Origin of the sequence: Euzebyella marina (assembly GCF_003687485.1) — a bacterium.
GTDB lineage: Bacteria > Bacteroidota > Bacteroidia > Flavobacteriales > Flavobacteriaceae > Euzebyella > Euzebyella marina.
In genome coordinates this window covers 77,553-104,054 of sequence record NZ_CP032050.1, presented here as the reverse complement: position 1 = coordinate 104,054, position 26,502 = coordinate 77,553, and the positions used below count along the sequence as shown (strand labels likewise).

Below are 26,502 nucleotides of genomic sequence, written 5' to 3'. Positions count from 1 at the left end.
AGCAAATAGCAAAAAACCGGCGACGAGAGCGACACCGGTTTCATAAACTAACTCAAACTTTGCTAACTCAAATTATGATGCCGCAAAAATCGGCACAAATATCTCTTCAAACATTAAGTAAATGTGATTGAAATATTATCAAAAGTGAATGATAAGCTTTTACCTTATTTTATTGAACTAACAATGGGGCAACTTGAAATGGGACTAAATTTTAGAATACTTTAATTTCAAGACCCACTTTTTACGCGATGTTCAAATTTGCTGAAGGACTTTAAAAAGGAAGAATACCACTTGCCCGAAGCTTTTATGGTTCTTTTTTGAGTATCAAAATCGACATGCACCAAACCAAATCTAGGGTAATAGCCCTCGGCCCATTCGAAGTTGTCAGTGAAGGTCCAAACGAAATAACCGGCAATATTGTAGCCTTTCTGATGTGCACGGTTCACCTGCGAAATATAATTTTGAAGGTAACGGGTACGTTCTTGATCATTTATTTGGCCATCTTGTATTTGGTCGTGAAAAGCAGCGCCATTTTCGGTTACGATTACTTTTTTCACCCCAGCATAAGCATCGAATTTGGCAATCATTTCATAAATGCTCGGGGGGTAAACTTCCCAATCCATCAAAGTCGTTTGAACGTTTCTTTTAGTGGCCTTTACAATTTTGGCCCTTAAATAGGGTACGGTGAAACTATGTCTAACAACTTCACGGGTATAGTTCTGAATGCCTATAAAGTCGAAATCAAAAGCACATTTTTTAAGATCGCCCGGTTGAATGTATTTTTCAATTCGCCTTAATACGCTTACATCATTTATGGGGTAACCCATACCCAAACTAGGTTCTATGAACAACCTGTTCAATAGGGCATCTGCCTTTGCGGCAGCCTTGACATCTCTTTTTTTATGTGAATGGGGTGTTATTTGCGAACAAGAGAATGTCGTACCTATATGTGCGTTTTTGACCAACCTTCTTAATATTCGCCCACCAATTGCTTGGCACATAGTGGCGTGATGTACTGCCGGAAGAAAATTTTGCAACCCTTTTCTGCCGGGTGCGTGCACCCCCAAAAAGTATCCCGCGCCTGTAAAGACCATTGGTTCGTTAAGAACCATCCAATTTTTTATCCGATTGCCAAAATGTTTGGCACAAACTGTTACATAGTTTTCAAACCAAGTTAATATTTCTCGGTTGCACCAACCGCCTTTATCTTCAAGGGCCTGCGGCAGATCCCAATGATAGAGTGTTACCCAAGGGGTAATACCCAATTCTAAACAAAAGTCGATGATGCGATTGTAATATTGAACACCTGCTTCGTTGATTTCTCCGATACCGTCAGGCAGTACTCTTGACCACGAGATAGAAAACCTAAAATGGTTGATGTTCATCGACTTCATTAAGCGAATGTCGTCTTCGTATCGACTAAAGAAATCGCAGGTTATATTAGCATTTTGGTCTTGAAATATGTTCCCCTTTTTAGAAACAAAGGTGTCCCAAATCGAGGCTTTTTTGCCTTCTTCACAATAGCCTCCTTCAATTTGGTAGGCTGCCGTAGAAACACCCCAAACGAAATCTTGGGGAAACTTATCAGAATTTAGTCCGGAAAAATCAGGGTCGAAATTTAAAGACATTATCTAAGCGCGCTGGCGTACCCAACCGTATTTTCTTGAAGTACCCGGTCAATAATCTGTTCGGTAATATCTGGATAATGAATATCAAGTCGATGATCGGTATCGACCCATTCCTTGATTTTGTCAACATGTTTCATTCTTAGGGTTTTTATTACGGGAACCCCCATTTCTTTAAGGGCGGCGGCATTGCATTGCTGTTCATATTGCCCCTTCATCGGTACCACCATCAATTTTTTTTGCATATGAAGGGCTTCGGCAGGGGTTTCGAAACCCGCACCACATAAAACACCTTTGCTGCTTGCCATGCTCTTGATGAATGCCTCATTGTCGATTGGCATTATGGTCATATTCTTCCAAAAGAACTTGGTGTCGTTGTGTTTTGAAAAGACTTCCCAATAGCAATTTTTGATGTTCGATAAGACGTGAAGTATTTTTTCATCGCTGTAAGATGGAAGGTAAACCGTGTAATGATTACCGTTCGTTCTTGTTGTGTTTCTAATTTCTTGACGAATTATGGGGGTATATATTTTATCGTCGTATTTTTTAAAATGAAACCCGTATTGATTGGTGGTCGGGGCGTATTTGGTCAATATTAACTTGCCGAGAGGGTCCGATTTTTTAGGCTTCGGAGCATTCGGTGATATAACCGCTGCCTGATGGCTAAGTGAGATACAGGCTTTGTTACGTATTTTACAGGCCCAAGCCGTCACGGGTTCAAAGTCGTTAATGACCAAATCGTACTCTTGTACGGGTATGCTTCTAATTTCTTTTTGTAGGCGATTTGAATTGGTTCGCATATAGGTTCGCCACATATCGACCCCTCCCTTTTTTCCGAAAATGAAACTCCATCCGCTAAGCTGATATTTGACCGGAAAGGGTATCTGAATATCGGCTTGGGTTCCACTTACCAAAATATCAAGATCGATTTTTTTATTCTGTAGTACCGGTATTACATCTCTTGCTCTGCTGAGATGACCATTGCCCGTTCCTTGTATCGCATAAAGCACTTTCATTACTAAGCAATTTTAAGCCTTTGTTATTTGGCGGTTTTCGGCGTTGACATACTGTTGAATTCGGCCAATAAACTTTCAAAAAGGGCCTTTTTCTCAAGCATTTCGTTAGGGTCGTTGCTGTCGGAATCATAATCTATCAACTGGGAGTCTTGCTCAAAATGATATAGCTTCCACTTGCCCTTGGCATACTCTAAAGAGGTAAGATTTTCTACCCAATCGCCAGAATTGAGATATTTGACCGAACCGTTATCGGTTTTGATTGTTTTTATTTCGGGTTGATGAATATGTCCGCAGATAACATAATCAAACTCATTTTCAATGGCTATATCGGCTGCGGTATGCTCAAAATTGTTAATGAACTTTACCGCTGATTTCACTCCATTTTTAATTCTTTTGGACATTGATACCGGGCCTCGACCCAATTTCTTATAACAGAAATTGACCGCTCGGTTGAGAAGAATTAAAGTGTCATAACCGATGGCGCCCAACTTGGCCAACCATTTTGAATGTTGCATGGTAACATCGAATACGTCGCCATGAAAAATCCATGCTTTTTTACCATGAACATTAAGAACCAGTTTGTTGACTATACTGAAAGAACCGAGTTGAAAGCCTACAAATTTTCGTAACATTTCGTCATGGTTACCGGTTACATAGTGAACCTTCACTCCTTTGGCAATCCATTCCATAATAATTTTGATGACCTTCATGTGGGTCTTTGGCCAATAGCGCTTACTGAACTGCCAAATGTCTATGATATCACCATTGAGAACTACCTGTTTGGGCTTAATCGACTTTAAATATTTGATCAGTTCTTTGGCGTGACACCCATACGTACCTAAATGTACATCTGAGATGACCACGATGTCAACAGGTCTTTTTTTCATGTAACGGATTCAAATCGGGGGTTCTTTATTTTCTTGAACTTAAGAGGCGAGAAATAGCTTCTTAACCGAGAGATGAAGAAATTGACCAACAGGGTCGAGATATAAACTATTATGAGCTTCATAAGCAGAACATAGGGTATACCAAATTTTGCAAAATTAACTTAACCCAGTTGTAAATGACTGATTAATTAATTGTTAGCTAAATATCATATTTGTGGTGAAGTATTATAGCTGTTGGCTTAACGAGGAATAGAAAAATGAAACCCGATAGGTTCATATCGGGTTTCAAACTAACTCAAACTAGACTAACTCAAATAATTACATTGCAAAATTCGAATATTGTAAATGCTGACGAGTTAACTAAATATCAAGGTATTATTATCAAAAATTTGAATAGTTATTTGCTTAGCGGTAAGGCTTCAGCGGGCATCATCTGCTTATCAACGGGCAGTGATAGCGCTTTTAGCACAGTGGGCGCTATTTGATTAGTGTAGACTTGTTCACTGGTAGTAATTTCACCCAGAGGTTTTACACCCTTACCAAAACAAACCATCCAAACATCGCCCGCGTTTTTTACCTTATTTCCATGGTCTTTCCAACTGGCGATAGGGTCTGTACCACGCCCATGGTCAGTGGTGATGATAAAGAGGGTTTTATCTTTATAAAAGGAATCACTCTGGGTATAATGCCATAACTCTTGTATCATCGCGTCGGTCGCATTGGCTGACTTCAAGTAGGCATCGTATTCCCCATCATGAGCAAAATCATCCGTTTCGCCATAAGCTACATATACTAAATTGGGATGCTCTTTCTTCATATGCTCCAACGCGTAATAATGAGTGAAGGCGTCTAGCCTTACAGAACCCCAAGGGCTGGGTGTTTTGGGCTGCATGTCGTTTAAAAGAACTTCCTTTTCACTCAAATCTTCACCTTTTGCCAATTCAAAACCTGCGTTGACAGGAACACCTGATCGGTCTTCGTTGATGATGAAAGGAAACACATCCCAACTCCCGAAGGCGGCTACCTTGCCTTTATAATTATCAGTATTGTTCGCAATTTCAAGAACCGTCTTGTTTGGGTTGTTCATCTTATCATTACTGGTAATTCGCTTATCATCGGCCTTTCCGGTCAAGATTTCGTTGTAACCAGGATAGGAAAACCACATGCTGTTCGTGAGATTGACTTTGCTACCCTTGTTTCGGTTGCCATGTAGTTGGCCTATCTGAACTAATTCTGACCAAAAGAAGGGCATCAAAACCTTACGTCTTTCTTCTGGGGTTTCACGCCAAAAATCCGATTTAAGGTCTGTTGTATCGTGCACAAAATCTTTATGGGCTACCAATTTGGAATCGGCGCCGGTAAACAACTCTTGCCAACGAAGGCCGTCAAGACTTATTAATACCACTTTTGTGTCTTCTTGCGCATTAACATTGAAAAAGGTCAATACAAAGCAGGCTCTTATAAAAGTAAATCGTCTCATTTGGTTACAGTTTTAAATGTTTCAACAGCTGACCAATCACTCCAGTTCAGGTTTTGGTCACGGTAACGCACCCGCCAGAAATAGGTAGTGTTGCCAGAAAGTCTTTTGGTAGGCTCGTCAGTCAGGTCATCGCCTTCTTGGCGATTTTCAAGGTAGTACCAATTTTCCGACTGTTTCCAGCTATCGAGAACCAGTTTCGTAAATTCTTTATCGGTAGCAATCTGCCAGTGAGAAGCGTCATGATAGGCACCCTCAAAATTGGAGCTAAAAGGTCCAGCCTTCAAAACGGTACCGGTAATGGGGGTTTCTTCCTTTAAAGAAATAGGTTGTGGGGTATTAGGCTTACGTGGTTTGGCGTAAATCGTAATCTCATCGGTCTTTTCATTATTTCTGAACACATTTTCATTACCTCTGCTTATTCTTTTCAGGGTGAATTTGGGTTGGTCGGGGTTGGCATCTACTTCTACCATAACAAAACCATATTCATCTTGTGTCACGGTAAATTCGTCATAGTCACGGCCTTCGAATTCGCCCCAGTTATCAATGGCTCCACCCGCACTGGCAACGTTTACCCAAAGGTGTTTGTGGTCTTTCGATTGCCCTCTTGAGTAACCATGGGTATGACCGAAAAAGTGTAGACTGGGTTTACCTGTCTTATCGGTAAATGCTTCTAACATCTTAACTACTTTACCTGTAGACTCCTCTTCTCCGGGAATCCATAGTTCTGATTTATGAGGATGGTGCAATTGGGCGAACACAAAATCGATATCCACATTTTTTTCGGCATCCTCTAAAACCTCTTTCAGCCAGACATACTGTTCTTTCACATCTCTGTAGCCATCGTTAGAATTGAGACCTATGATCCTTACATTGCCATGATCTTTGTACCACCAATGCTCGGCATAGGCGGGAGTTCCGTTTTCCGGAAGACTAAAGTATTTGAAATAGAAAGCCGTGTTCTTTTCATGATTGCCCAAGACGGGGTAAACGGGCACTTCGGCAAATAGGTTTTTTGACGGTCTAAAGAAATGGTCGTTCCAATGGGTGTAATTGGTGCCATCTGAGACTAAGTCTCCTGGAATCATTACTAAAGCCAGGTTTTCGGGCACTGACTCACCGTATTCTTGTTTTAGAAAAGGGATTATGCCTTCATTTACTATTTCTGAAAATTTATCGGGGTGTTCACCGTCTATTTGCATATCGCTCATGGCAAGCATATTGAACGACTCGTTATCACTCGCAAAAGGAGGTGTCTTGAACTGAAAAGTGTCCGAGACCAGTTTGCCGGTTCTAACTCGATAATAATAGGTTGTGAAACGCTTTAAACCTTCCACCTTTACCTCGTGAATTCGTGAATCGCCGAAGTTGATGTCATAGGCGGTGCCTTTCGATTTTTTACCCAGTTTCGGGCTTGTACCCCATTCTACGGTACTTTCTTCGCCATTAGAAGTTTCCCATTTAATGATGATGGAATTAGGTGTGGCGTCTTGTAAAAACGGATGCACCACAAATTCGGTGTTTTTGTTCTGGGCCGTGAGGACCAGGGTAGCCATAAAAAATAATAAGAGGCTCAGGCCTTTGTTTTTCATTTTGGTATAGTTTGGTTTATAGTTCTTGTATTGCATTATCGATTATGCCAATTGCCCTTGACAGTTCATTTCTAGATATAGTCAATGCCGGAGCCAATTGAAGCACGTTGCCTGCAGATACTTTGAAGCTTAGTCCGTTTTTGAGACAGTTGTACATAATTTTTTCAGCTTCGTTGACAGCTTTCTCTTTGGTATTTCGGTCTTTCACCAGTTCAATGCCCCAAAGTAGGCCTTTGCCCCTAATGTCACCTATCAGTTGATGCTTTTGTTCTAAACGATGTAATTCTTCGCGCATGAAGGCCTCGTCATTTTGGGCTTTGCTCAATAACCCTTCTTCTTCGATGATTTCTATGGTAGTACGGCCTGCCAAAGAGCCTAGCGGACTTTTCTCGTGGGTGTAATGGCCTAACGATATGTCGCCAAAACGATTAAATGAATCTCTGGTAACCATTGCTGCTTGAGGAAAAATACCGCCGCCCAACCCTTTGCCGAGACAAAGAATATCAGGCTCGACATCGAAATGCTCGAAGGCGAACATTTTGCCTGTTCTTCCTAAAGCAATAGGAATTTCATCTAATATCAACAATACTCCATATCGGTCGCAAAGCGCCCGCGCATCTTTCCAGAATGATTTTGACGGAATTTGAACATCGGTATTTCGAACGGTTTCTGCCAAAAATGCGCCAATATCACCTTCCTTCTTAAAAACATACTCTAAATATTCCAGACATTTTTGCTCGTTGTCCTCATAAATACCTCGGTAGGTAACAGGAGGCGGAATACGTTCTACCCCGGGCATCAATGGCCCCATATATTCCCTAAATACTGCTTCGCCGCCCACACCTATGGCATCGAGTGAGGCCCCATGAAAAGAATCCCAAAAGGATACAACCTTAAATTTTCCGGTTACGGCTCTCGCCAGTTTTAGTGCAATACCGATGGCACTACTGCCATTTGGCGTCAAAAGGGTTCTGTTCAGGTCAGAAGGCAGTAAAGAAGCAAGTTTCTCGGCGAAATTGATGGCAATTTCATTGGTATACCGCCGGGTTGAAAATGTGAGCAATTGAAGTTGCTCAGTTAATCGGGCAACTAATTTTGGGTGTGAAAAACCCAATTGATGTACATTGTTGCCGTGAAAGTCAAGATAGTTTTTACCCGATACGCTTTGAATAAAAGGCCCTTTAGAATCTTGGAGAACATCTAAACAAGGAGTGGAGAGTGACTGATGGAGAAAATATCGAGCATCTTTTTCTAAAAGGGTTTTAGCCTTTTCACTAATGTCATTTTTTAACCATTTGGCCCTTTCCGCACTGAAATTAATGTCCCCCTCGGTGCGTTTGTTGATATCAATATGATTTTCCTCGTTTTGATTCATAGGGTCGATGCTAGCATAAATTCTTCATGATAGTTGAAATCTGAACTATGAAATGCCGTTACCCGTGTGAAGGTGCGATTCAATTTCATAAATCGGAATTTTTAAGGTTATTGACAGAAAGTATCTGTTTAGGTTTTGTACCTGTTTCGAAAAAAACATCTAGCCAACCATCGCCCCCACCATTGAAATAAAGCACTTCTACTTTTTGACCGCCTTTTTTCAATTGAATCTGCCCTGTTTTTTCCTCAACACCATGATCGCCGTCGTTGTCAACAACCAATTCATGATTTATATAAAGTTGGCTACCATCGTCGGATCGCAGAGAGAACTTGTAGAGGTCGTTTTGCACCACTTCTAATTCAGAAGTAAAGCGAACGGCCGTATTTGCCTTGAGCAAAGTTTTTATTTCATCAGTGGTCATTTCAAAAGAATTTCCAATAACATCCGGTTTTTTATTTTTTAATTCGGGAATAAAGGCCAAATCTTTGAGGTAGAACACTTCGTATTTTAAAGGTTTTTTAAAGTTCGATTTTTTAATCCGAAAATAGGCTTCTGCCACCAAACTTTTGATGCTTGTATTTTCGAAAACGGCACTTTTGATGACAGCACTTTCTTCGATTTCGAATGGTCCATCGTAAATGGGCGAAGCGGCCGAAGGAAAACTGCCATCGGTTGTATATCTAATCACGCCCTCTTTATTCGGGTTTTCAATGATTACCTCGGCTTTCTCATTAAAAAGTCCTCCGGCTTTTTTATATCCTTCCGGTTTTGGAAGAATAATAGGCTCTTTAAGTTGAACTAGAACTGGGTATTTGTCATCGATTTCATACCCTTGAAATGCTGATTTCACTGGTTTTCCTATCCAAGCATGTGGGCGCTTTAGACCGAGTGCGAATGCTACGGTAGCGGCATTGTCGTATTGGTAGACAGGATATTTAATAATATGGTTGCGCTTGACCGAAGGGCCCCACATGATAAAAGGAATTTCGACTTCTTGAAGCGACTCTCCACCATGACCCGTACCTAAACCTCCGTGGTCAGAACTAACGATTACCAAGGTGTTTTTGGCTAATTCAGAATTTTCGATGGCCCTCATTACATTTTCAAGAAGCGCATCTGCCTTCTCGACCGACTCGTAGTAATGAGATGTTCCGTGGCCATATTCATGACCGGCATGGTCTATATGGTCAAAATGAATAAAGGTAAACAGCGGCTTTTTTGATTTGATGTAATCGTAAGCAATCTTGGCCGTCTCATCTTCACTGTCAGGGTTGCGGTCAAAATTAACCGCAGTTTTTTCAAAAAGGCGACCGAAACCTCCCCAATGATAAATGGCCCCGACCTCACTCTTCGGTTGGTTATCAGAAATCAACCTGAAAATAGTCGGAAATAAAAAATCTTCACTTTGGGCAATCGCAGGTAAGGTGAAATTATCTTTTTCCCAAGCGTTTGAAGTGATTCCGTGTTGCTCGGGCCCAGCGCCCATAATCATAGATGCCCAATTGCTGCTTGAGCTAGTGGGCAATACCGCCCTGGCGTGCATGGTAGAAGCCCCTTCAGCAATTATTCGGTCAAAAGCGGGGGTGTTTGCGTTCTCAATCCCATCGGGGCTTAATCCATCAAAACCGATTACGACCACATGCTCTATACCTTTTACAGGTTGTGTTTGGGCAAAAACGAAATTAGACCATAGCACAAATAGTAGTGCTATGGTCATTTTTATAAAGAGGTTGGTTTTCATATTAATCGACATGTCACCAAAGTCTTGTTTTGAGGTCATCTACTCATTTTTTCTATTCCAACCACCAAGGCACTTGGCGAATTCCGTCATTTCCAGCTCCAAACTGACTTTCAATTGCCATGGAAACATTTTCGGTGTTCTGATTGTACTCACTTTGAGGGTAGATCCATCTGGTAGGAGGCGTTCCTGTAGAAGGAATCAAGAATTCAGGATAACCAGTTCGTAAATGATCGTAGTACATTCTCCAGCCGGTTTGGTGAAAAGAAGTAAAATACTTCTGCATCATGATCAATTGTAACTGCTCATCTTGAGAAGTGGCGTTGTCCCAGCTTACCAAATCTTCAAGAAGGTAGGCTTCGGCCTTTTCTTCATTTACGAAAGATGAATAGTCATTCGCACCTGTAGCGTCGTTTGCATATGATTGGTAAAACGCAAAAGAAGCTTTGATTCCATTTTCATAGTGTTCTTTTGGGTCTTGCGCCACCCAACCGTTAAGCGCTGCTTCGGCTACTATAAATTCAAGTTCCCAAAAGCCTAAGAGGTTGTGCGGTTCTGCAACGGGATCGACCGTGTATCTGTCGTTCACTTTCGAAACGTCGCCTGCTGCAGCCTTGTCATTGACCTCACCGTAAGGCGCTATAGGGTTACCACCTTCATAGGCATCAAAATTATCGTCGGCCAGACCCGCCTCTTTTGCATTTTTCGTCGTGCCTGAGTAGAGAAATAACCGTGGGTCTCTATGGTCTTGAAGCCTTTTGATAAAAGTAGAATCCATATACATACCCGATCCATAACCGCTGCTATTGAATTGGCTATATCGGCTACCATCTTGATCAATAAAAACAATTTGTGCGTTATCCTCTAAAGAAGTCATAATCGGTTCATTATTATAAATAGAGGCAAAGCTTGAAGCGATATTGAAATCGCTATCGCTTTCTTTTTTTGACAAGGTAATCAAAACTTTAAGGCGAAATGAATTGACAAGTTTTTGCCATTTAGCGGCATCACCGTTAAAAATAATGTCTCCGGCTATTAGTTCGGTGCTATTGGCCAGAAGGGCATTGGCCTCGTTCAATTCACTTAAAATTCCTTGAAAGACCTGTTTTTGAGAGTCGTATTTAGGGGTGTAGATACTATTCATTTCTCCTCCTAAGGCCTCGCTGTAAGGAATGTCTCCAAAAGTAAGTGTCAGTCTATAGAAGTAATAGGCCCTAAAAAATTTGGCCAAGGCAATGTAAGCATCACTTTCGATACGCTCAGCCTCTTCATACATTTTGGTGATATTTCGAAGGTTACCGTATTCGCCAAAGCTACCACGGTTCCAATTGTAATATTGACTGCTGTTCTCACCATCGGTCTGAACCAGCATTCTACTGGCGTACATATTCGATGTTCCGTCAACGGTAAAAGCGCCATAGCAAATCTCGGTCAATAATAACTGCGGATGCGTTTCATTTACGTTATTGGGGTTTTCATTTATTTCGCTCAAATCTTTACTGCACGAAGCTAAAGACAGCGTAATGAGCGATACCAAAACGAATGTTATCTTAAATAGTTTCATTTTCTTCTTCGGGATTAAAATTTCATGTTAATGCCCAAGCCTAAAAACCTGGATGATGGATCTTGTAAATTGTTTTCGTTTCCGAAATGTGTGCCTGGGTTCGGGTCGCTCTCCGATCTTCCTGTACCAAAATCAGGATCGACAATAGGGGCCTTTTTCCAAATGAAAAGGTTGTAACCGTTTAAAGACATGTCGATATGCTTTATGCTTTTGATATTGACCAAATCGGTTAGGTCATACCTAAGGGAAACACTTCTTAGCTTAAAGAAGGTTCTTTCAAAGACGTTGGCGAACTTTTCATTTTCATCTTCTGTAACTCGAGCTCTATAAGGGTAGTTTTGGCTCCAAGTCTGCCAGTTCACGGCGGTTGTATTAGCCTCGAAAACGCGGGTATCCGAAAGAACATTACCATTGGCATCTTGTGTAAGTTCACCGCTTACGACATTTACACCTTCTGGCACGTATACTGGCTCACCGGCAGCATATTCAGCATCTCTAAACTCGGTAGAGTTCGGGTGCTTACCGCCCCACCACATCTTTTCGATGGTAGTAGAATTGAAGATACCTCCCCAGACACCGTCGATGCCCACATCTAATGTCCAATCTTTATACTTAAAGCTGTTGAGGAAGCCTAGTTGCCAATCTGGTTCGAAATGGCCCAAGTACTGGTCATAATTGTCAAAAATAGGCAGGCCGCTATCGTTAAGTATTAACTGCCCGTCAGGAGACTTTTGCCATACCGTACCGTAATAACTATCGGCGCGGTCGTCAAGGCGTAAATTACCGTACCTGTCTTGGTCGCCATAGATGTCAGTAATTTTCTTCACCCATTTGGTCCAGTTGATATTGGAATTCCAGCTAAAATTGTCGGTACGTACAGGGCTTAGGTTCAAGGCAACTTCAAAACCGTTGGTGGTGTATTCGTTACCGTTCACTTTTCTCTGGGAGAATCCTGAAGCTTCGGAAACCGGCAGGTCAATTATTTGATTGGTATCAATTGTATTGTAGTAGGTGAAATCTAATTTCAACCTGTTCTTGAAGAATGATGCACTCGTACCAATTTCAAAAGAGGTCGATTTTTGTGGCTCGATCATTGAGTTCACCAGACCACTAGGGTACGTGAGTCTTGGGTTAGAACCAAAGAAACCATTGTTGTTATAAAAGGAGTTTAATTGAAACGGGTCTAAATCGCTAGAGACCTCGGCCCAAGAACCAAAGACCTTTAAATAATCAACACCTTCTGGCATGGTCAAGATATTTGACAGCACCAAACTCGCTGAAACCGAAGGGTAGAAATAAGAGCGATTCTCTTCCGGTAATGTTGATGACCAGTCGTTTCTGGCAGAAAAGTTCAAGAACAACGCATTGTAGATATCAATGCCCATAGTGGCATAGATACTGTTAATGGTTTTTTGCCAATAGTAGGTAGAGCCCTTTATGTTACCGCTTGTATTGTTCAAGCTGTAAACGAACGGAGCAACCAACCCATCGGTGGCATTGTATTCTTGTTGGTATTTTTGATAGTGCGAAGCGGCACCTGCGTTGATATCGAAAGCAAAGTTTTCGCTCAGCTCTTTTTGGTAGGTAGCTAAAATATCATAATCAACAGTAAGACGCTCAGAATTCCAGGTTTTATAATCTCCTTCCCTTGGATCACCGTAGTTCAAGTAAGTCTTCGGACTCTCACGATCTTCGAACACATCTTTTATTACCGCAGATCCCCTTGCCTGTAGGTTGAATTCATCGGTCACCTTGTAGTTCAACTTTAATTGACTGTTGATTACATTGGCATCATATTCTTGGTTCAGCTCGTAAGCGGCAAAATATGGGTTGTTGTACCATGCATAGTTCCAGTTGGCTTGTCTATAACCTTCTTGACCGGGTACGTATAGGTTTTGGCGAAGGTCGGTTCCGTTCACGTCGTCACCCATCCATATTAAAATAGTATACATATGGTTTTTCGGACCGTAACCATGACGTGGGTAGTTGGGTGAATAGACCTTGTTGTAAGCTAATTTACTATCTAGGGTAAGCTTGTCGGAAAGCAATGTGGTTGCTTTGAAATTAAGGGCCCCGGTGTTAAGGCTGGCATTTGGTACACGGTCTTTTTGATACCCGTAGGTGCCCGAAAGCCTGAAAGAGCCTTTTTCACCTCTTTGAGTAATGGCAAAGTTGGTGTTGGAAATATATCCCGTTTGTAAGAAGTCCTTTAGGTTGTTATGATATTCCCAAGGGATAGGAACTCGTGAGTACCTCGCTTTATCGTCATAAATGGTCCCAGCTACATCGCCATACCATGATATGGTTTCGCCCGTTTCATTATCCAGAATAGGGCTGTTCCATTGCGGAATCAATTGACCAGTGCCGAACTTAGGCCCCCAAATCATATCACCGTCTGAAATACCACCATCTTTACCGTCCCAAAACTCATATTTACCGTTTGACCCGTTGCCGTATTCGGTCTGTGTTTCAGGAAATACCGTAAAGCCGGCCGTAGCCATCATGTTGTGAGATACCGAAACTTCAAGTCCTTCGTTTTTAGCGTTTTTGGTAGTGATCAATATGGCTCCGTTTCTACCTCTTGAACCATAGAGTGCAGAGGCGGTAGTACCTTTCAATACGTTCACGTTACCTATGTCATTTGATGAAAGATCAAAGAAATCGGTATCTACCGGAATACCATCAATAACTATAAGAGGACTTTTACCTCTTAGGGAAAAAGAGGGCGATTGAAATAGGCCGGTCGGGTTGGTGACCGATAGACCTGCTACTTGCCCGGTAAAAAGGCTTCCTACGTTGGGGGCTTTTATTTCTTCGATGGTTTCAACATCCATCTCTTGGGTCGCGTAACCCAATTTCTTTTCAGCCCTTGTGATACCCAAGGCGGTAACAACAACTTCATCTAGCTGTTGTGAATCGGGCTGTAAGACTATTTCGGCAGTAGATTTGCCTGCAGTATTAAATTCCGAAGAAACATACCCAATGTACGAAATGACCAAGATTTCGTTTCCATTGGGTAAATCAATAGAGAAATTACCGTCAAAATCGGTAGCAACCCCGTTCGAGCTGCCTTTGATGACAATTGAAGCTCCGGGTAGCGGTTCGTTGTTTTCATCATAAACTTTACCCTTAAAGTTGGTTTGGGCAAAGCTCACAATGCCCACCATCAAGGTGAAAATTGTAATAAGTAAGGTTTTTTTCATTTTCGTATTTGTAAACTCTTGGTTATTTTTCAGGGCGCAAATATCAAAGGCGTAGGTTAGCTAAAAAGTCTATTAGTATTAAATAATTGCAACATTTAATAAGTGATTGTTAGCTAAAAGTTATGAAAATATTATTTACAAATATTCAAATTGAAGTGATAGCTATATAATTGTTTGACAAACAGAAGGCTAATGGTATTTATTGAAGTGAAATCGCATAAAATTCATTCATGTAATAATGTGCTAAGTTTGTAGTAAAGCACTACCATGGAAGATTATTTAATAGGAATAGGAAAGCGTATTAAAGAGATACGAAAGGGAGGAGGAAAGACCATTAACGATATAGCGGGCAAGGCAGGCGTTACTGGCGGACTCATTTCAAGAATCGAAAACGGACGAACAATACCCTCGTTGCCCGTGCTGCTCAAAATAATCTCTTCATTAGAAACAGAGGTTACCGATTTCTTTAATGGCATGCCTCAAGTGAATGGCGCAAATTACATTGTGTCTAGAAAAGAGGAAAACAGCATCATTGAAAAAGAAGATGAGGCAGTCGGTTTTTCTTACACCTACATTTTTGGAAAGCAATTGTCTTCACTAGGCTTTGAAAGTGTCCTGTTAGAAGTGGCACCCGGCTCAAAACGTGATAAAGTCACCACCGATGCCTATGAGTTTAAATATATGCTCTCGGGTGAATGTTATTACGAAATCGGTGATGATAAGGTTCTGCTAAAAGAAGGTGACAGTATTTTCTTTGATGGTCGCATACCACATGTGCCTGTCAACAGGGGTGGGGTAACATCAAAAATGTTGGTCATGTATTTTTTCATTTAAAACAGGCCAAGGAAATTCAAGAATCGAATCGGCTCTAAATCTTTTTAGGCACTCACCAACTGTTCCAGTTCGGTCAATGACCTCACTACATAGGTAGGGTTGGCCGATTCAAGTTGTTGTCCGGTATGTGCCCCGGTAGTAACCCCAATAGTAACCCCGCAATGTGCATTCTTGCCTTCTTCAATATCTATAATCGAATCACCGGCTTTTAATACTTGCGAGGCATCTTTAACATTCAATCGTTTCATAGCTTCAAATATCATGGCAGGATGAGGTCTTCCCTCTACTACATCATCTGCGGTAATCAGGGCATCATATTGCTTCCCTTCTTCCCAATTCATTTTTTTTAGAAGTAAACTGGCAATTTTCTTATTGTACCCTGTGTTCAAAGCTATTTTAATGTGTTGTTTTTTTAAGCGGGAAAGCGTTTTTTCGACGCCTTCAAAAGAGGAGACCTCAAGGTTGGCATAAGCTTCATCCAACATTAGTTTGAAATTTTCAAAAATTGGATGCGAAGGCTCGCTTTCGCCTTTACCGATTGCTTTGAGAATATCTTTGATGGCTTGGTGCTTCTCTTTTCCCGCGCCATGCTCAAGAACAAAGTCAAGATTGAGTTCGTAACCTTTTTGATTAATGGCTTTTTGAAGTGTTTTATAGACTACATTGTTTTCATTGACCACGGTTCCGGCCATATCGAAAACGACCAATTGTATCTTATGCATGTTCTAGATTAAAGATTGTTTTAATGTTATGTTTGGCAAAACCGGCACTTCCGGTCATGCCCTTACCGCCGATTCCCGTAATTATGTGAATGTCTTCATCGATGGTTCTCTGATAAATATCGGAAGCCTTGCATTGCGAGTACATGCCAAACCATCGGTTTTGTATTTCGTATGTTGGCAGGTTTAATATCTTCTTGGCCTCCTTGAGAATAAAACTGTCAACATCCATATTTAAATCAAAGCCAAGTTTTTCTATGTTGCCGGCAGGCGCGTACTCGTGGGAATCACCGATAATAATACTGCCGTCGAGCGCTTGTTTGAAAAGAATATGTATGCCCCATTTCTTTTCGAATGATTGAGGGTCTTCCTTTGTTTTAATAGATCTGTAGGATGGGCATTCTGAAAAAGCTTCGTACCGTCTAATAGACAGACCCGTAAGTATAGAGCTGGGCAGCTTATAGTTCGGCTGTACCTTTGTCTGCATCATTTGTAACTTAGAAACTTCTAGATCGCTTTCTTCAAAAAGATTCGGATACAGGTATTTAAATTCACTACCGTTACAGATAATGGCTTTTACGGTAGAAAAGATGCGATTTTTAGAGGTCGACAATTGAACACCGCTTCGTAAGGCGTCACAACCCATAACGGTCTCGCCCATATAAAGATCCAGGCCTTTTTCTTGCAAGTATTGCTGCAGCTTATTGATCATAGTGCGGGGTTCAACCTTAACTTCTTCAGGAAAAAATAAGCCCGCTTTTACATAATCTTCACGAAGGGATGCATACTTTGCCAAACATTGATTTTTGGTCAGCATTTTAGAAGTGTACCCATTAGTTTCGTTAATACTTTTGAGTTCTTCTAAAAGTTGAACTTCTTCTTCATTGGAGGCCAAATAAATGCTGCCCTCTTGGCGTACGGTGATATCGAAATCTTCTTGTATCTCTTTATAAATGGCCAAACTTTCCCTGCCGAAATTCTGCCATTTGGTGTTCATACCCGAGGGCACGACTTGTCCGAAATTACGAACCGTCGCCCCTTGCGGTCTCATGTCTTTTTCGATAAGTGCAACCTTTAAGCCGGCATTGACAGCATGATAGGCATGAAACGTACCGAGTACGCCGCCACCCACAACGATTAAGTCATACGATTGGTTCATAGGAAATGTTTTTGTCGCTCGAAGCAGAGTTTTGGTTTTTATTCTTGTTTTTAAAATAGAACAGCGAGAGAATAGAAACTGCAATACCGATGACCGCTATGAAGTAGGTGCCATGAACGAAGAACTGCAGAGAAGAAAGCGACCCTTGACCAAAATTTTTATAAAGTAATACCGCCATGCTTCCTAAATACCCAAAGGCATCGGCGATATAGATCAGGTAGCCCGCATTGCCCTTTATGTGAAATGCAGCAATCATTCTATCGAAAAAAATGCAGTTAAAAGGCACGTAGCAAATATAAAGCCCGAGGCCGGTGAGAACCATCCAAAAGACAGGGTCGATAGTATGGGTTTGAAACAGAAACGTGCTTGCGCCCACTAGCGCAGAACCAAAAATCAAGAGATAATGATAGGAAACAAAGGCCTTCAAATTATCCTTAAAAAAGGCGAAAAGCCCAATAGAAAGTAGCACAATGAAAGCCACGGGTAGCTCGGAAAGGGTGTACACCGAAGCATTGCCCTCATAGCCAACGGCATCCCATATTTCTCGGGAAAAATTGTCCCGAAAATCGCGCATAGCGGTTAGGCAAACATAGAAGAACACTAAAATAGCCAAGGGAAAGAAAAACTGTGCCAGAACCTTTCTTCGGTCTTGTGCTGTCATGGGCAACCTTTCTTCCCTGAGAATTTTATCCTCTTCCGTGGGTGGTGGCATTTTGTCTAGCAAATAGGCGCAGACGGCAAAAGGAACCAAGAAAAACGCACCGGTAATGGCAGGCATCCAGAATTCTGAAACACCTAGATGTTGCATGACCAGCAGACCGGCAGACTTCACTACGCCACTTGATAGAATAAAACTGGAACATAAAATAACCCCTAAGATTTCAGTAAACTTTCGGCCCTCTAAATACGAGAAAACAACACCCCACACCATGCCAAGTGATAACCCGTTCATAAACATGAATAGAATATTAATGGGGGAGCTTACGAAAGCAAACAAAAGCAGGCTTAGTTCGGCCAAAAGAATCATAACCATTAGATAGGGCAGCCGCTGTTTAGGTTTGAGTTCTGATATAAGTTTAATACCAATAAACTTTGATAACATATAACCGATTACCTGGGCAATGATCAGAATGATCTTAAAATCAATTCCTGCAAAGGCCAAGTTTTCGTAGGTAGCAACGGTAAAAGGTTTTCTAAAGGCATACATACAGAAATAGGTGCCGAAAGAAGCCAAGGCACCGTATGCGATAAACTTAATGTCTTTCTGTGTTACCTTCATTGATTATTTACAAATAGTAAAATTAAATATACAATAATCGATAAAAATTTACTATTTGTAATGTTCAAAAGCGTTAAGAAATATTTACGGGGAAATTAAATTACAGTGAATTTAATAAATTAAGCTAAAGCTTTTTGTAGGGAATGAGAAGAGCAAATAAGAATTTCGGGAATTAGGACAAAAAATAAGGGACATTTCAAGATATCTCTTGAATGTCCCTAGGGGAACATTACTATAGACTACTTTCCTAACCCTATACCATAGTCTATAATTGTTCGGGCATCCTTTAATCTAAAGTCAACCAACCACTATCAAAAAATCTTTTTAGCCTGTTTGTAAAAAAAGGGGAACTTTATTTACTGCCTTGCTGAAACCCAACTACCGTAACTTCAGACTTTATTGCTTTTAAAACATGGTTAGTGTTAGTATAGCTTAGTGCTATTTTTCTTAAAAGCACAGTAAAAGTAGGCGGTAGCCAATTGAAGAAAGAATATACGAACTATGATTTGAATTTATCGACAAAAAGGGTTGATTAATCGATGAAATGCATAGTTATTAAGAAAAATACTACAAATATGATTTATTATCGTAGTAGTTTATACATTGTCTTTATAAGCTCAACATCATCAAATGGTTTTGAAAGAACTATGTTCATTCCTGCTTTTTTGTAAGCCTTGATTTGTTCTTTATACGAGTTGGCCGTAATACCGATTATCGGAATTTTTTTGATGTTCTTAAAGGGAAGGCCGCGAATTACTTTCGCCAATTGGTCGCCAGTAATGTTAGGTAAGTTAACGTCCATTAGAACGATATCATAATGCTTGTTCACAATCTCTTGCATTACCAATGCCCCATCACCTACTAGGTCGATAAAGAAATCTCCAGTATCTATGAGGGTTTTTAAAAGGCTTGTTTGAACGTGCTCATTGTCTTCTACCAGTAAGACCTTAAACTTTTTGGGTGTTTTCGATATTTTGGGGGAGGTATGGGTGACAGCATGCTTTGAGGTCAGTAAGGTCGATTGGTGATGAAGGGGGTACTTAAGCGTAACATCAAAATAAAAATGAGATCCTTCGTTCTCGATTGATTGTATTTTAATTTGTGCATTCATCAGGGCCAATAGGCCTTTTACAATGGCTAGGCCCAAACCGGCACCTTCCGATTTACCCAGTTGCTCAAAACTTTCTAAAACCGTTTCAAGCTTTTCTTCAGGGATGCCTTGCCCAGTGTCTTTTACGCCAAAACGTAAATTTATGGTATTGGCCCTTTTTTGGTTCAAGGCAATATACAGGGCTACCTTTCCCTTCTCGGTATATTTAATGGCATTATCACAAAGGTTGGTTACTATCTGTAGCATGCGCAATCGGTCGCCTTCAATATATTCCGGAATTTTTTCATCGGCGGTCAGCGCAAAGGCCAACCCCTTTTCTTGAGCCCTTGTGGTATAGGTCAATCGAATGAATTCGATGAACTGTCGAAAGTTAAATACGGTAGGGTTGAGGGCCAACTTACCCTTCGAAATCATGGCTAGGCTAAGAATGTCTTCAAGCATTAACTTCAGGTTCGAAGTAGAACCTTTCAGAACCTCTAAAATGCCGGTCTGCTCTTCATTTAAATTGCTGCGTTGAAGAATATTGGTCAATGCAATTATGTTGGTCAATGGGTTTCGCAGTTCATGGCTGAAGTTTTGAATGAACTCATTTTTAAACCTTTCTCTTTCTTGCAGCTCATGGTTTTTTAAAAGAATAAGCTCAGAATCGATTATTGATTCATTTCTCGACTGAGCAATTGATTGATAGGAAAGGTAATGATCGGTGAGGTTTTCAATTATGACCAACAACCTTTTATCAACTTTTTCGACGGTAATGTCGGTGGTCAGTTCACCTGTTCTATCACCTAGTTGAACACAATGAAATGAGGTTGTGCGCTCGTCGCCTTGCATGATTTCAGGCAAGCTAAAGAAGAAGGGGTGCACATCACCAATTAGTTCTTTTTCTTTAACGGCAAGAAGATGTTGGTCGCTTTCAAGAACGACTCCCTTCAAATCAGTTAAAATAAATTGAAACTTCCTCCCGTGAAACTCCTCCTTATATCTTTTCAGCATCTAGCGCAAGCATTTTTGCCAATTGTTCGAATAGGTCATTGACTTTTTCACCTGTTTTGGCACTGGTTAGATAATCATAAGAGATTTCTTTACCGTCAAGCACCGTCTTTAGTTCATCTAAAAGAATCAAATCTGTTTTATTACCGACTACTTTTACCGGTACCCCTTTGACTCTTTTTTCGAGTTTTTTCAAATCATCGTTTATAGTCTGAAAAGTCGATGGCCTTGAAACGTCAAAAACATAAATAAGACCATGGGTGCCTAATAGGTAGGAGTCTCTGATGCGGGAGATATCATCAGTTCCTTCCAAATCCCATAAAATGAGCGATACAGTATCTTCTTCAGATAATTCTACTTCTTTTTTTACGATGTGTACACCTATTGAAACTTTGTAATTGTCAGAAAAACTATTTTCTACAAAACGCCTGATGAGCGAGGTCTTACCTACCCCAAAATGACCCAAAACCACAATTTTTTTAGAGATGTGCATGTCCGAAATTTTGGGCTAATTGTTTGTTGATACTATCTGAATCTAGCACGTGATAATCATCTTTTTTGGTGAACTTTTCAAAAAAGTCGAAAATGAGGTCTTGAAGCTTATCCTTTGCTTTGGTGGTGTAATTTCCTGAAAGTATAACCGCTATATAAAAGCGATTAAAACTTTGTAGGTGTATATGGTATAGTTCGTAATCTATTAATTCTAAATTCTGGTTTTTTTGTCCGAAAGCATCTTCAACGAAACTCTTGATAGCGGTCAACATGCCCGAAATCATTTCTTCATCGATTGTTTGGGTAACCGAGTAACTAGCTTTCAACAGACCGGAGTCTTTCTCTATAAGTAATACCTGCTCAATATGAGAAGCCGCTAATTCATCAATGATTTCTTGCTTTTTGGTTGAATTGCCGAACCAAGACTTCATTCGGTCTTTAAAACTGAGTTGCTTGTTTATTTTTTCAGAAAGCAATTTGATTTCGTGGGCGATATATTTTTTGATCATTTTTCCTAAAATAGGAAACATGGCCTCGACCACTTCGTCTTTGTTCTTTTTGATTTCAGTTTTAAGGGCAGCGGTAATGGTAGGGCCTAAGGTCGAGGGAATACTTGTCTTGAATTCTTCAAGTTGGTGTAGAATGATAGGGTCTACCTTTGTTGAAAATTTCTGCCGGTCGTTCAGGGTACTTTCTAAATTCTCTAGCCTATGGGCAATCTTCTCTATATAATCGCTGTCTTCAGCAAAGAGAATATCTTTTAGAATTTGAATTTTATCGTTTTCCGTCATTGGGACTTTCTTTACGGTAAAACTGGGCTTTTGTTTTTCGCCTAAATTCACGGTAGCAGTATTGAGTTATACTTGCTTTTAAAAAGAACTTGTTCAAACAACTATTTTTCGCTTACTTTTTCGCCAAGGTCGATCAACAACTTGCCCAACATCTTTTTGTTTACCTTTTCGGTTTCTAGTGATTCTATCTTATCCTCGATTTTGTCTTCTAGTTCGGTAATTCTAATGTTGACGTCTGTGGCAACGTTATCAATGGCTGTTTTTAGGTCTTGGCGTACTTCTTCAATGAGTTCTTCAAGTACTCTTTTCTTATCAAGAATATCTTTTTTTAATGACTCAAATTCAGAATCGTAGGTTTTTATGTTTTCACCAAAAATCAGGTTTTTGATGATTTCTATTTTTGATGATGCCTCATCTTGCGTATTGTTCAATGGCACCACCTTTTCGTTCTTACCCATGGGTTCTAGGTTTAAGGTATAGGGTTTGTACTTGAAATAAATTCAATTTGGTTTGGGGGAGGCATGATACACCGGAAAAACAACCAACTGTATTTTTGATGTTCAAACTACTAATATAAAAATATTTGATGATAAAATCGCTGCAAATAACCGTTTATGCCCTTATTTACTGGGAAGCAGGTCTGTTATTTTAATCGGTAAAAGTGGAGAAATAAAAAAACCACCACTGAAAAGTGATGGTTTTGGTGGAGAATACCGGAGTCGAACCGGTGACCTCTTGCATGCCATGCAAGCGCTCTAGCCAGCTGAGCTAATCCCCCGTTTTTGGATGCGCAAAGGAAATACATTTTCATAAAGTATCAAAATACTTTATGATGTAATTTTACCTGTTCTAATCCTTTTTTACACTGAGTACCAGCACCGGTATACGCGCTGAAAACTCAGATTTAAGTATGGTATCTTTTTCCCAAAGTTTCTTGAAAAAACCTCTTTTTCGCCTAAAAACACATAACATATCGGGGTGCTGCGATTGTAAATGTTCCAATACGCCCAAGTAAGTGGTCGGCGCTTCAGCTAGGGTCATTTGAGAACTGATATCCATCAATGCCGTGTTGACCTGTAGGTCTTCATCGGTGTAACCAGGTGTTTTTACCAATAGTAAATTAACCTTGGCATCGAACTTGTTTTTGATTTCTATCAACGGGTTGAGAATACGTTTTCTTTTCAGAACACCCGACTTGAAGGCAGTTAAAATAGTTCCCAAAGGTCTTAAGGGGCTACCTTTTGGTACAATAAGCGTGGGTATGTTCGTTCTTTTAATAATACGACCGGAAGTGTTACCGAGATAAACTTCTTCGCTGACATCGTTACTTCTTGGGGCGACGATGATAAGGTCTATACCTAGTTCTTTATCAATTTCTTTCAGGCCATCAACAATATCGCCATTATAAGAAGCGATTTGAATTTCCACACTCTTGTTATCAACCTTTTCGATAACCTCCTTTAGACGCTCCTTACCACTTTCAGCCACTTTTTCGGTTACGTTGGTCAAGGCTTTTCCGGCCCCGATCGAAACACTGAACACTTCCATCAAAAAAATCTTTGAAGAGAATTCGGTAGCAAAATCAATGGCGTATTGAAGTGTTTGGTGTGCGTCTGGTGAAGTACCGATAGGTACAAGAATGTGTTTCATGTTTTAATTGTTTTAACCTTAAATTTACAATTTAATTGGATTTAACCTAATGATACGAAAGGCAAAACTATCTGAAATTCCGCAAATATTGGCGCTTGCCAATGCATGTGCCCAACACATGATCAAGAATGGTATCTTTCAATGGAACGAGCACTATCCGTCACGAGCAGTTTTTGAAGCGGACATAGATAGGGGTGAGCTCTATGTGTTAGTGATTGAAGAAGAAATTATCGGTACCATAGTAGTCTCAACTCTTATGGATGAGGAGTATCTGCCTATTGAATGGCTCACCGAGAATGGTAGAAATATTTATATTCATCGATTAGGGGTGCACCCGAACCGACAGGGCAAAGGTTACGCACAACAAATGATGCAATTTGCCGAAAACCATGCGCGCGATAATGGCTTTATTTCCGTAAGGCTCGATACCTTTAGTCAGAATACCCGAAACCAGAGGTTTTATGAAAAGCGAGGGTTTCAAAAATTAGGCGATATTTTTTTCCCGAAACAAAGTGAACACCCCTTTCATTGTTATGAATTAGTGCTGTAACTTGCGCCACTTGAAAGCGGCAATCAACTATAAAACTATCAATCAACTGGCCATACCGGCAACAGTGGCGGGTATTGCAGAGCCCCTTTTATCGATTACTGATACGGCCATAGTGGGTAACATTCCGGTAGATGGTTTAGAATCGTTGGCCGCAGCGGGTATTGTTGGGTCTTTTCTATCGATGCTGATCTGGATTCTGGGTCAGACCCGAAGTGCTATTTCAGCTATTATTTCTCAATATTTAGGAGCGGGGAGACTTGATGAGGTAAAAACGCTTCCTGCACAGGCCATTTTTCTGAACATTGCTCTCAGCATTATCATTCTTCTTTCGACTATTTTCATAGTCCGCGAAATTTTTGAACTCCTGAATGCTTCAGGAAAGATTTTAGAATACTGCATAAGTTATTATTCCATACGCGTTTGGGGCTTTCCGTTAACTCTATTCGTCTTTGCCGTTATGGGTATTTTTAGAGGTTTACAGAATACCTATTACCCCATGTTAATTGCCATTGTAGGCGCAGTTCTGAATATTGGCCTTGATTTTCTATTGGTATACGGCATTGAAGGTGTTTTCGAACCAATGTATTTAGAGGGTGCTGCATGGGCAAGTCTCATGGCCCAGGCAATCATGGCAATAATGGCCTTTGTGCTTTTGCTGGTAAAAACAGATATCAGTTTAAAGTTGCGTTTTCCTATAAATCACGAATTGGGTCGATTGGTGATAATGAGCCTTAACCTGTTTGTCAGGGCTCTAGCATTGAATACCGCTTTGATACTTGCGGTAAGAGAGGCAACAGACTTAGGCCCCAAGTATATCGGGGCGCATACAATTGCTATAAACATATGGCTTTTCTCTGCCTTTTTTATAGATGGGTATGCCGCCGCGGGCAATATCATGGGTGGCCGCCTCTTGGGGGCAAAAGATTTTTCCGGCTTGTTTACATTGGCAAAAAAAATTATCAAATACGGCCTTTTGGTCAGTCTGGTTTTGGTATTGCTGGGCTTCATTTTTTACCGACCTATAGGATTGTTGTTTTCGAAGGAAACCTTGGTTCTTGAAACTTTTTATACTGTATTCTTTATTGTTATACTCGGCTTGCCGATGAATACTGTTGCATTTGTTTTTGATGGTATGTTCAAGGGACTTGGTGAAATGAAGTATTTAAGAAATACCTTATTGGTCGCGACCTTTCTGGGTTTCGTGCCGGTTTTATTTCTTGGCAAATATTTGGGTTGGAGTCTCTATGGAATATGGATAGCCTTTACAGTTTGGATGGTCATTAGAGGCGGCGCTTTGGTATATGAGTTCAGAAGAAAGTTTCTGCCCCAATTACAAAATGGTTAGCTTTGATGGGAAGAGGATTATTGGTTACTAATCTATTTTATTATGCTGAAAGCATTTGTTCCGTTATTGGTTGGAATTCTTTTAAGCTATTCTGTATTCAAAAATCATTCGAAAAAAAAGAGCAGTAAATTTATTGAATACACCTCTTTGATTCAAAAAGGTGAAAGTGATATTCTTGATGACAAATTCAAGGAAGCCTTTGAAAAATATGAAAGGGCTTTGTCGCACATAGATAAACCCTTGGCGGCAGATTGCTTTACTGCTCTTCAACTCGCGGCCTTATTAAAAAAGAACGAAGAATTTACAACCTATTTAGGAAGTGCTTTTAGTTCAGGATTAGAGCCAAAGGACCTTAAAAAAGACTCTTTGCTAAGTTCTTTTATTAGTGATAATAAGCTAGACAAAATAGTATCTTTTAAGTTCAAAAAATTTAGAAAAGTCTATTCTCAGAACCTTAACCGTTTTCTAATGGACACTATTGAAAAAATGTCTAATTATGATAATAGATGGAAGGTTCATTACATTGATTCACTGTCATATGTTGACAATGAGAATAAGGAGATTTATCATCAGAAATATGATTCAATAATTTCAAATCTGGTTGAGAATAAGCTAATGCCCTTAATATCAGAATATGGTTATCCAGGTGAAAGAAAAATTGGCGTTCAAAAACTGATTTCCAGAAGTGAGCCATTAGATTACACATTTATTAACAATAGTACTTTATTCATTTTATTGCATTATTATGGCTATGCTAAGAGTTGCCAATACAACGAACTACTTTATAGTGAGATGCAAAAAGGTAATTTGAAACCCGAACACTATGCTTCGATTATCGATTTTCAAGCTAAGTTTGGAGAAAGTAAGTTCTGCAGGGTAGGCTATTATAATCAATGGCATCAGACTGGCGATTCAACTAAATTCTTTAGCATTAATGAAAGAAGAGCGAAAATTGGTTTGGCCAATTTTGAAAATATAAAAAGGATGTTCGATAGAGGTTTGAACATATGTAGAGAAACAGATAAAGGAAACTATAAGCATATAAAACTATTTTACTGGTGTGGTTAATTAAATTATCTTTCATATTGAAAGTATTCTTTATTGT

At 40.2% G+C, this 26,502-nt stretch carries 21 protein-coding genes and 1 tRNA gene; 4 read left to right on the top strand and 18 right to left on the bottom strand.

Annotated elements, in window-relative coordinates:
• Nucleotides 1-227 precede the first annotated feature (227 nt).
• The 9 genes from D1013_RS00485 to D1013_RS00445 form a co-directional block, all read right to left on the bottom strand.
• Complete coding sequence (locus tag D1013_RS00485; protein ID WP_121847017.1) at nucleotides 228-1,628, bottom strand: GH1 family beta-glucosidase; 1,401 nt, start codon at nucleotides 1,626-1,628, stop codon at nucleotides 228-230.
• Nucleotides 1,628-2,641, bottom strand: coding sequence for a glycosyltransferase family protein (locus D1013_RS00480; protein ID WP_121847016.1), 1,014 nt, complete (start codon nucleotides 2,639-2,641; stop codon nucleotides 1,628-1,630). The genes D1013_RS00485 and D1013_RS00480 overlap by 1 nt, the downstream gene beginning before the upstream one ends.
• A gap of 23 nt (nucleotides 2,642-2,664) precedes the next feature.
• Nucleotides 2,665-3,528: a UDP-2,3-diacylglucosamine diphosphatase gene (locus D1013_RS00475; protein WP_121847015.1), complete on the bottom strand. Its 864-nt coding sequence runs from the start codon at nucleotides 3,526-3,528 to the stop codon at nucleotides 2,665-2,667.
• Between the two features lie 397 nt (nucleotides 3,529-3,925).
• Nucleotides 3,926-5,008, bottom strand: coding sequence for an alkaline phosphatase family protein (locus D1013_RS00470; protein WP_121847014.1), 1,083 nt, complete (start codon nucleotides 5,006-5,008; stop codon nucleotides 3,926-3,928).
• Nucleotides 5,005-6,597, bottom strand: a complete 1,593-nt coding sequence (locus D1013_RS00465; protein WP_225621385.1) for a purple acid phosphatase family protein — start codon at nucleotides 6,595-6,597, stop codon at nucleotides 5,005-5,007. Before D1013_RS00465 ends, D1013_RS00470 begins: the two co-directional genes overlap by 4 nt.
• Before the next feature lie 16 nt (nucleotides 6,598-6,613).
• Nucleotides 6,614-7,972: a (R)-1-hydroxy-2-aminoethylphosphonate ammonia-lyase gene (gene pbfA, locus D1013_RS00460; RefSeq protein ID WP_121847012.1), complete on the bottom strand. Its 1,359-nt coding sequence runs from the start codon at nucleotides 7,970-7,972 to the stop codon at nucleotides 6,614-6,616.
• A gap of 85 nt (nucleotides 7,973-8,057) precedes the next feature.
• The gene (locus D1013_RS00455) at nucleotides 8,058-9,752 is read right to left on the bottom strand and encodes an alkaline phosphatase family protein (RefSeq protein ID WP_121847011.1); all 1,695 of its coding nucleotides are present in this window, start codon (nucleotides 9,750-9,752) and stop codon (nucleotides 8,058-8,060) included.
• A 13-nt stretch (nucleotides 9,753-9,765) separates the two neighbouring features.
• A complete protein-coding gene (locus D1013_RS00450) occupies nucleotides 9,766-11,274 on the bottom strand; it encodes a SusD/RagB family nutrient-binding outer membrane lipoprotein (protein WP_121847010.1) in 1,509 nt (502 codons plus the stop codon).
• 14 nt (nucleotides 11,275-11,288) lie between these two features.
• Nucleotides 11,289-14,477, bottom strand: coding sequence for a SusC/RagA family TonB-linked outer membrane protein (locus D1013_RS00445; RefSeq protein WP_121847009.1), 3,189 nt, complete (start codon nucleotides 14,475-14,477; stop codon nucleotides 11,289-11,291).
• A 267-nt stretch (nucleotides 14,478-14,744) separates the two neighbouring features.
• Between D1013_RS00445 and D1013_RS00440 the strand changes: the two genes are divergently transcribed.
• Nucleotides 14,745-15,311, top strand: a complete 567-nt coding sequence (locus D1013_RS00440; RefSeq protein ID WP_121847008.1) for a helix-turn-helix domain-containing protein — start codon at nucleotides 14,745-14,747, stop codon at nucleotides 15,309-15,311.
• Nucleotides 15,312-15,355: 44 nt separating this feature from the next.
• Here D1013_RS00440 and D1013_RS00435 read toward each other — a convergent pair whose 3' ends face one another.
• The 9 genes from D1013_RS00435 to D1013_RS00395 all read right to left on the bottom strand — a co-directional run bounded on the left by D1013_RS00435 (nucleotide 15,356) and on the right by D1013_RS00395 (nucleotide 23,502).
• On the bottom strand, nucleotides 15,356-16,033 hold the full coding sequence (locus D1013_RS00435; protein ID WP_121847007.1) for a phosphonatase-like hydrolase: 678 nt from the start codon (nucleotides 16,031-16,033) through the stop codon (nucleotides 15,356-15,358).
• Nucleotides 16,026-17,189 (bottom strand): TIGR03364 family FAD-dependent oxidoreductase, encoded by a 1,164-nt coding sequence (locus tag D1013_RS00430; protein ID WP_121847006.1) that lies wholly within the window; start codon nucleotides 17,187-17,189, stop codon nucleotides 16,026-16,028. The genes D1013_RS00435 and D1013_RS00430 overlap by 8 nt, the downstream gene beginning before the upstream one ends.
• Nucleotides 17,173-18,468: a DUF5690 family protein gene (locus D1013_RS00425; protein WP_121847005.1), complete on the bottom strand. Its 1,296-nt coding sequence runs from the start codon at nucleotides 18,466-18,468 to the stop codon at nucleotides 17,173-17,175. Before D1013_RS00425 ends, D1013_RS00430 begins: the two co-directional genes overlap by 17 nt.
• Nucleotides 18,469-19,051: 583 nt before the next feature.
• Nucleotides 19,052-20,572 (bottom strand): ATP-binding response regulator, encoded by a 1,521-nt coding sequence (locus D1013_RS00420; protein WP_121847004.1) that lies wholly within the window; start codon nucleotides 20,570-20,572, stop codon nucleotides 19,052-19,054.
• Nucleotides 20,556-21,062, bottom strand: a complete 507-nt coding sequence (locus D1013_RS00415; protein WP_121847003.1) for a Rab family GTPase — start codon at nucleotides 21,060-21,062, stop codon at nucleotides 20,556-20,558. Before D1013_RS00415 ends, D1013_RS00420 begins: the two co-directional genes overlap by 17 nt.
• On the bottom strand, nucleotides 21,049-21,852 hold the full coding sequence (locus D1013_RS00410) for a cell envelope biogenesis protein OmpA (RefSeq protein ID WP_121850538.1): 804 nt from the start codon (nucleotides 21,850-21,852) through the stop codon (nucleotides 21,049-21,051). The genes D1013_RS00415 and D1013_RS00410 overlap by 14 nt, the downstream gene beginning before the upstream one ends.
• A gap of 101 nt (nucleotides 21,853-21,953) precedes the next feature.
• Nucleotides 21,954-22,310 (bottom strand): fructose 1,6-bisphosphatase, encoded by a 357-nt coding sequence (locus D1013_RS00405; RefSeq protein WP_121847002.1) that lies wholly within the window; start codon nucleotides 22,308-22,310, stop codon nucleotides 21,954-21,956.
• 243 nt (nucleotides 22,311-22,553) lie between these two features.
• Nucleotides 22,554-22,630: transfer RNA gene (locus D1013_RS00400), tRNA-Ala, on the bottom strand.
• Between the two features lie 71 nt (nucleotides 22,631-22,701).
• On the bottom strand, nucleotides 22,702-23,502 hold the full coding sequence (locus tag D1013_RS00395) for a universal stress protein (protein ID WP_121847001.1): 801 nt from the start codon (nucleotides 23,500-23,502) through the stop codon (nucleotides 22,702-22,704).
• Between the two features lie 49 nt (nucleotides 23,503-23,551).
• On the opposite strand from D1013_RS00395, the gene D1013_RS00390 reads away from it, so the two are divergent.
• Genes D1013_RS00390 through D1013_RS00380 form a run of 3 tightly spaced genes read left to right on the top strand, consistent with a single transcriptional unit; the run spans nucleotide 23,552 to nucleotide 26,465 of the window.
• Nucleotides 23,552-24,052 (top strand): GNAT family N-acetyltransferase, encoded by a 501-nt coding sequence (locus D1013_RS00390; RefSeq protein ID WP_121847000.1) that lies wholly within the window; start codon nucleotides 23,552-23,554, stop codon nucleotides 24,050-24,052.
• Nucleotides 24,053-24,062: 10 nt separating this feature from the next.
• Nucleotides 24,063-25,397 (top strand): MATE family efflux transporter, encoded by a 1,335-nt coding sequence (locus D1013_RS00385; RefSeq protein WP_121850537.1) that lies wholly within the window; start codon nucleotides 24,063-24,065, stop codon nucleotides 25,395-25,397.
• 42 nt (nucleotides 25,398-25,439) lie between these two features.
• Nucleotides 25,440-26,465 (top strand): hypothetical protein, encoded by a 1,026-nt coding sequence (locus D1013_RS00380; protein WP_121846999.1) that lies wholly within the window; start codon nucleotides 25,440-25,442, stop codon nucleotides 26,463-26,465.
• Nucleotides 26,466-26,502 lie beyond the last annotated feature (37 nt).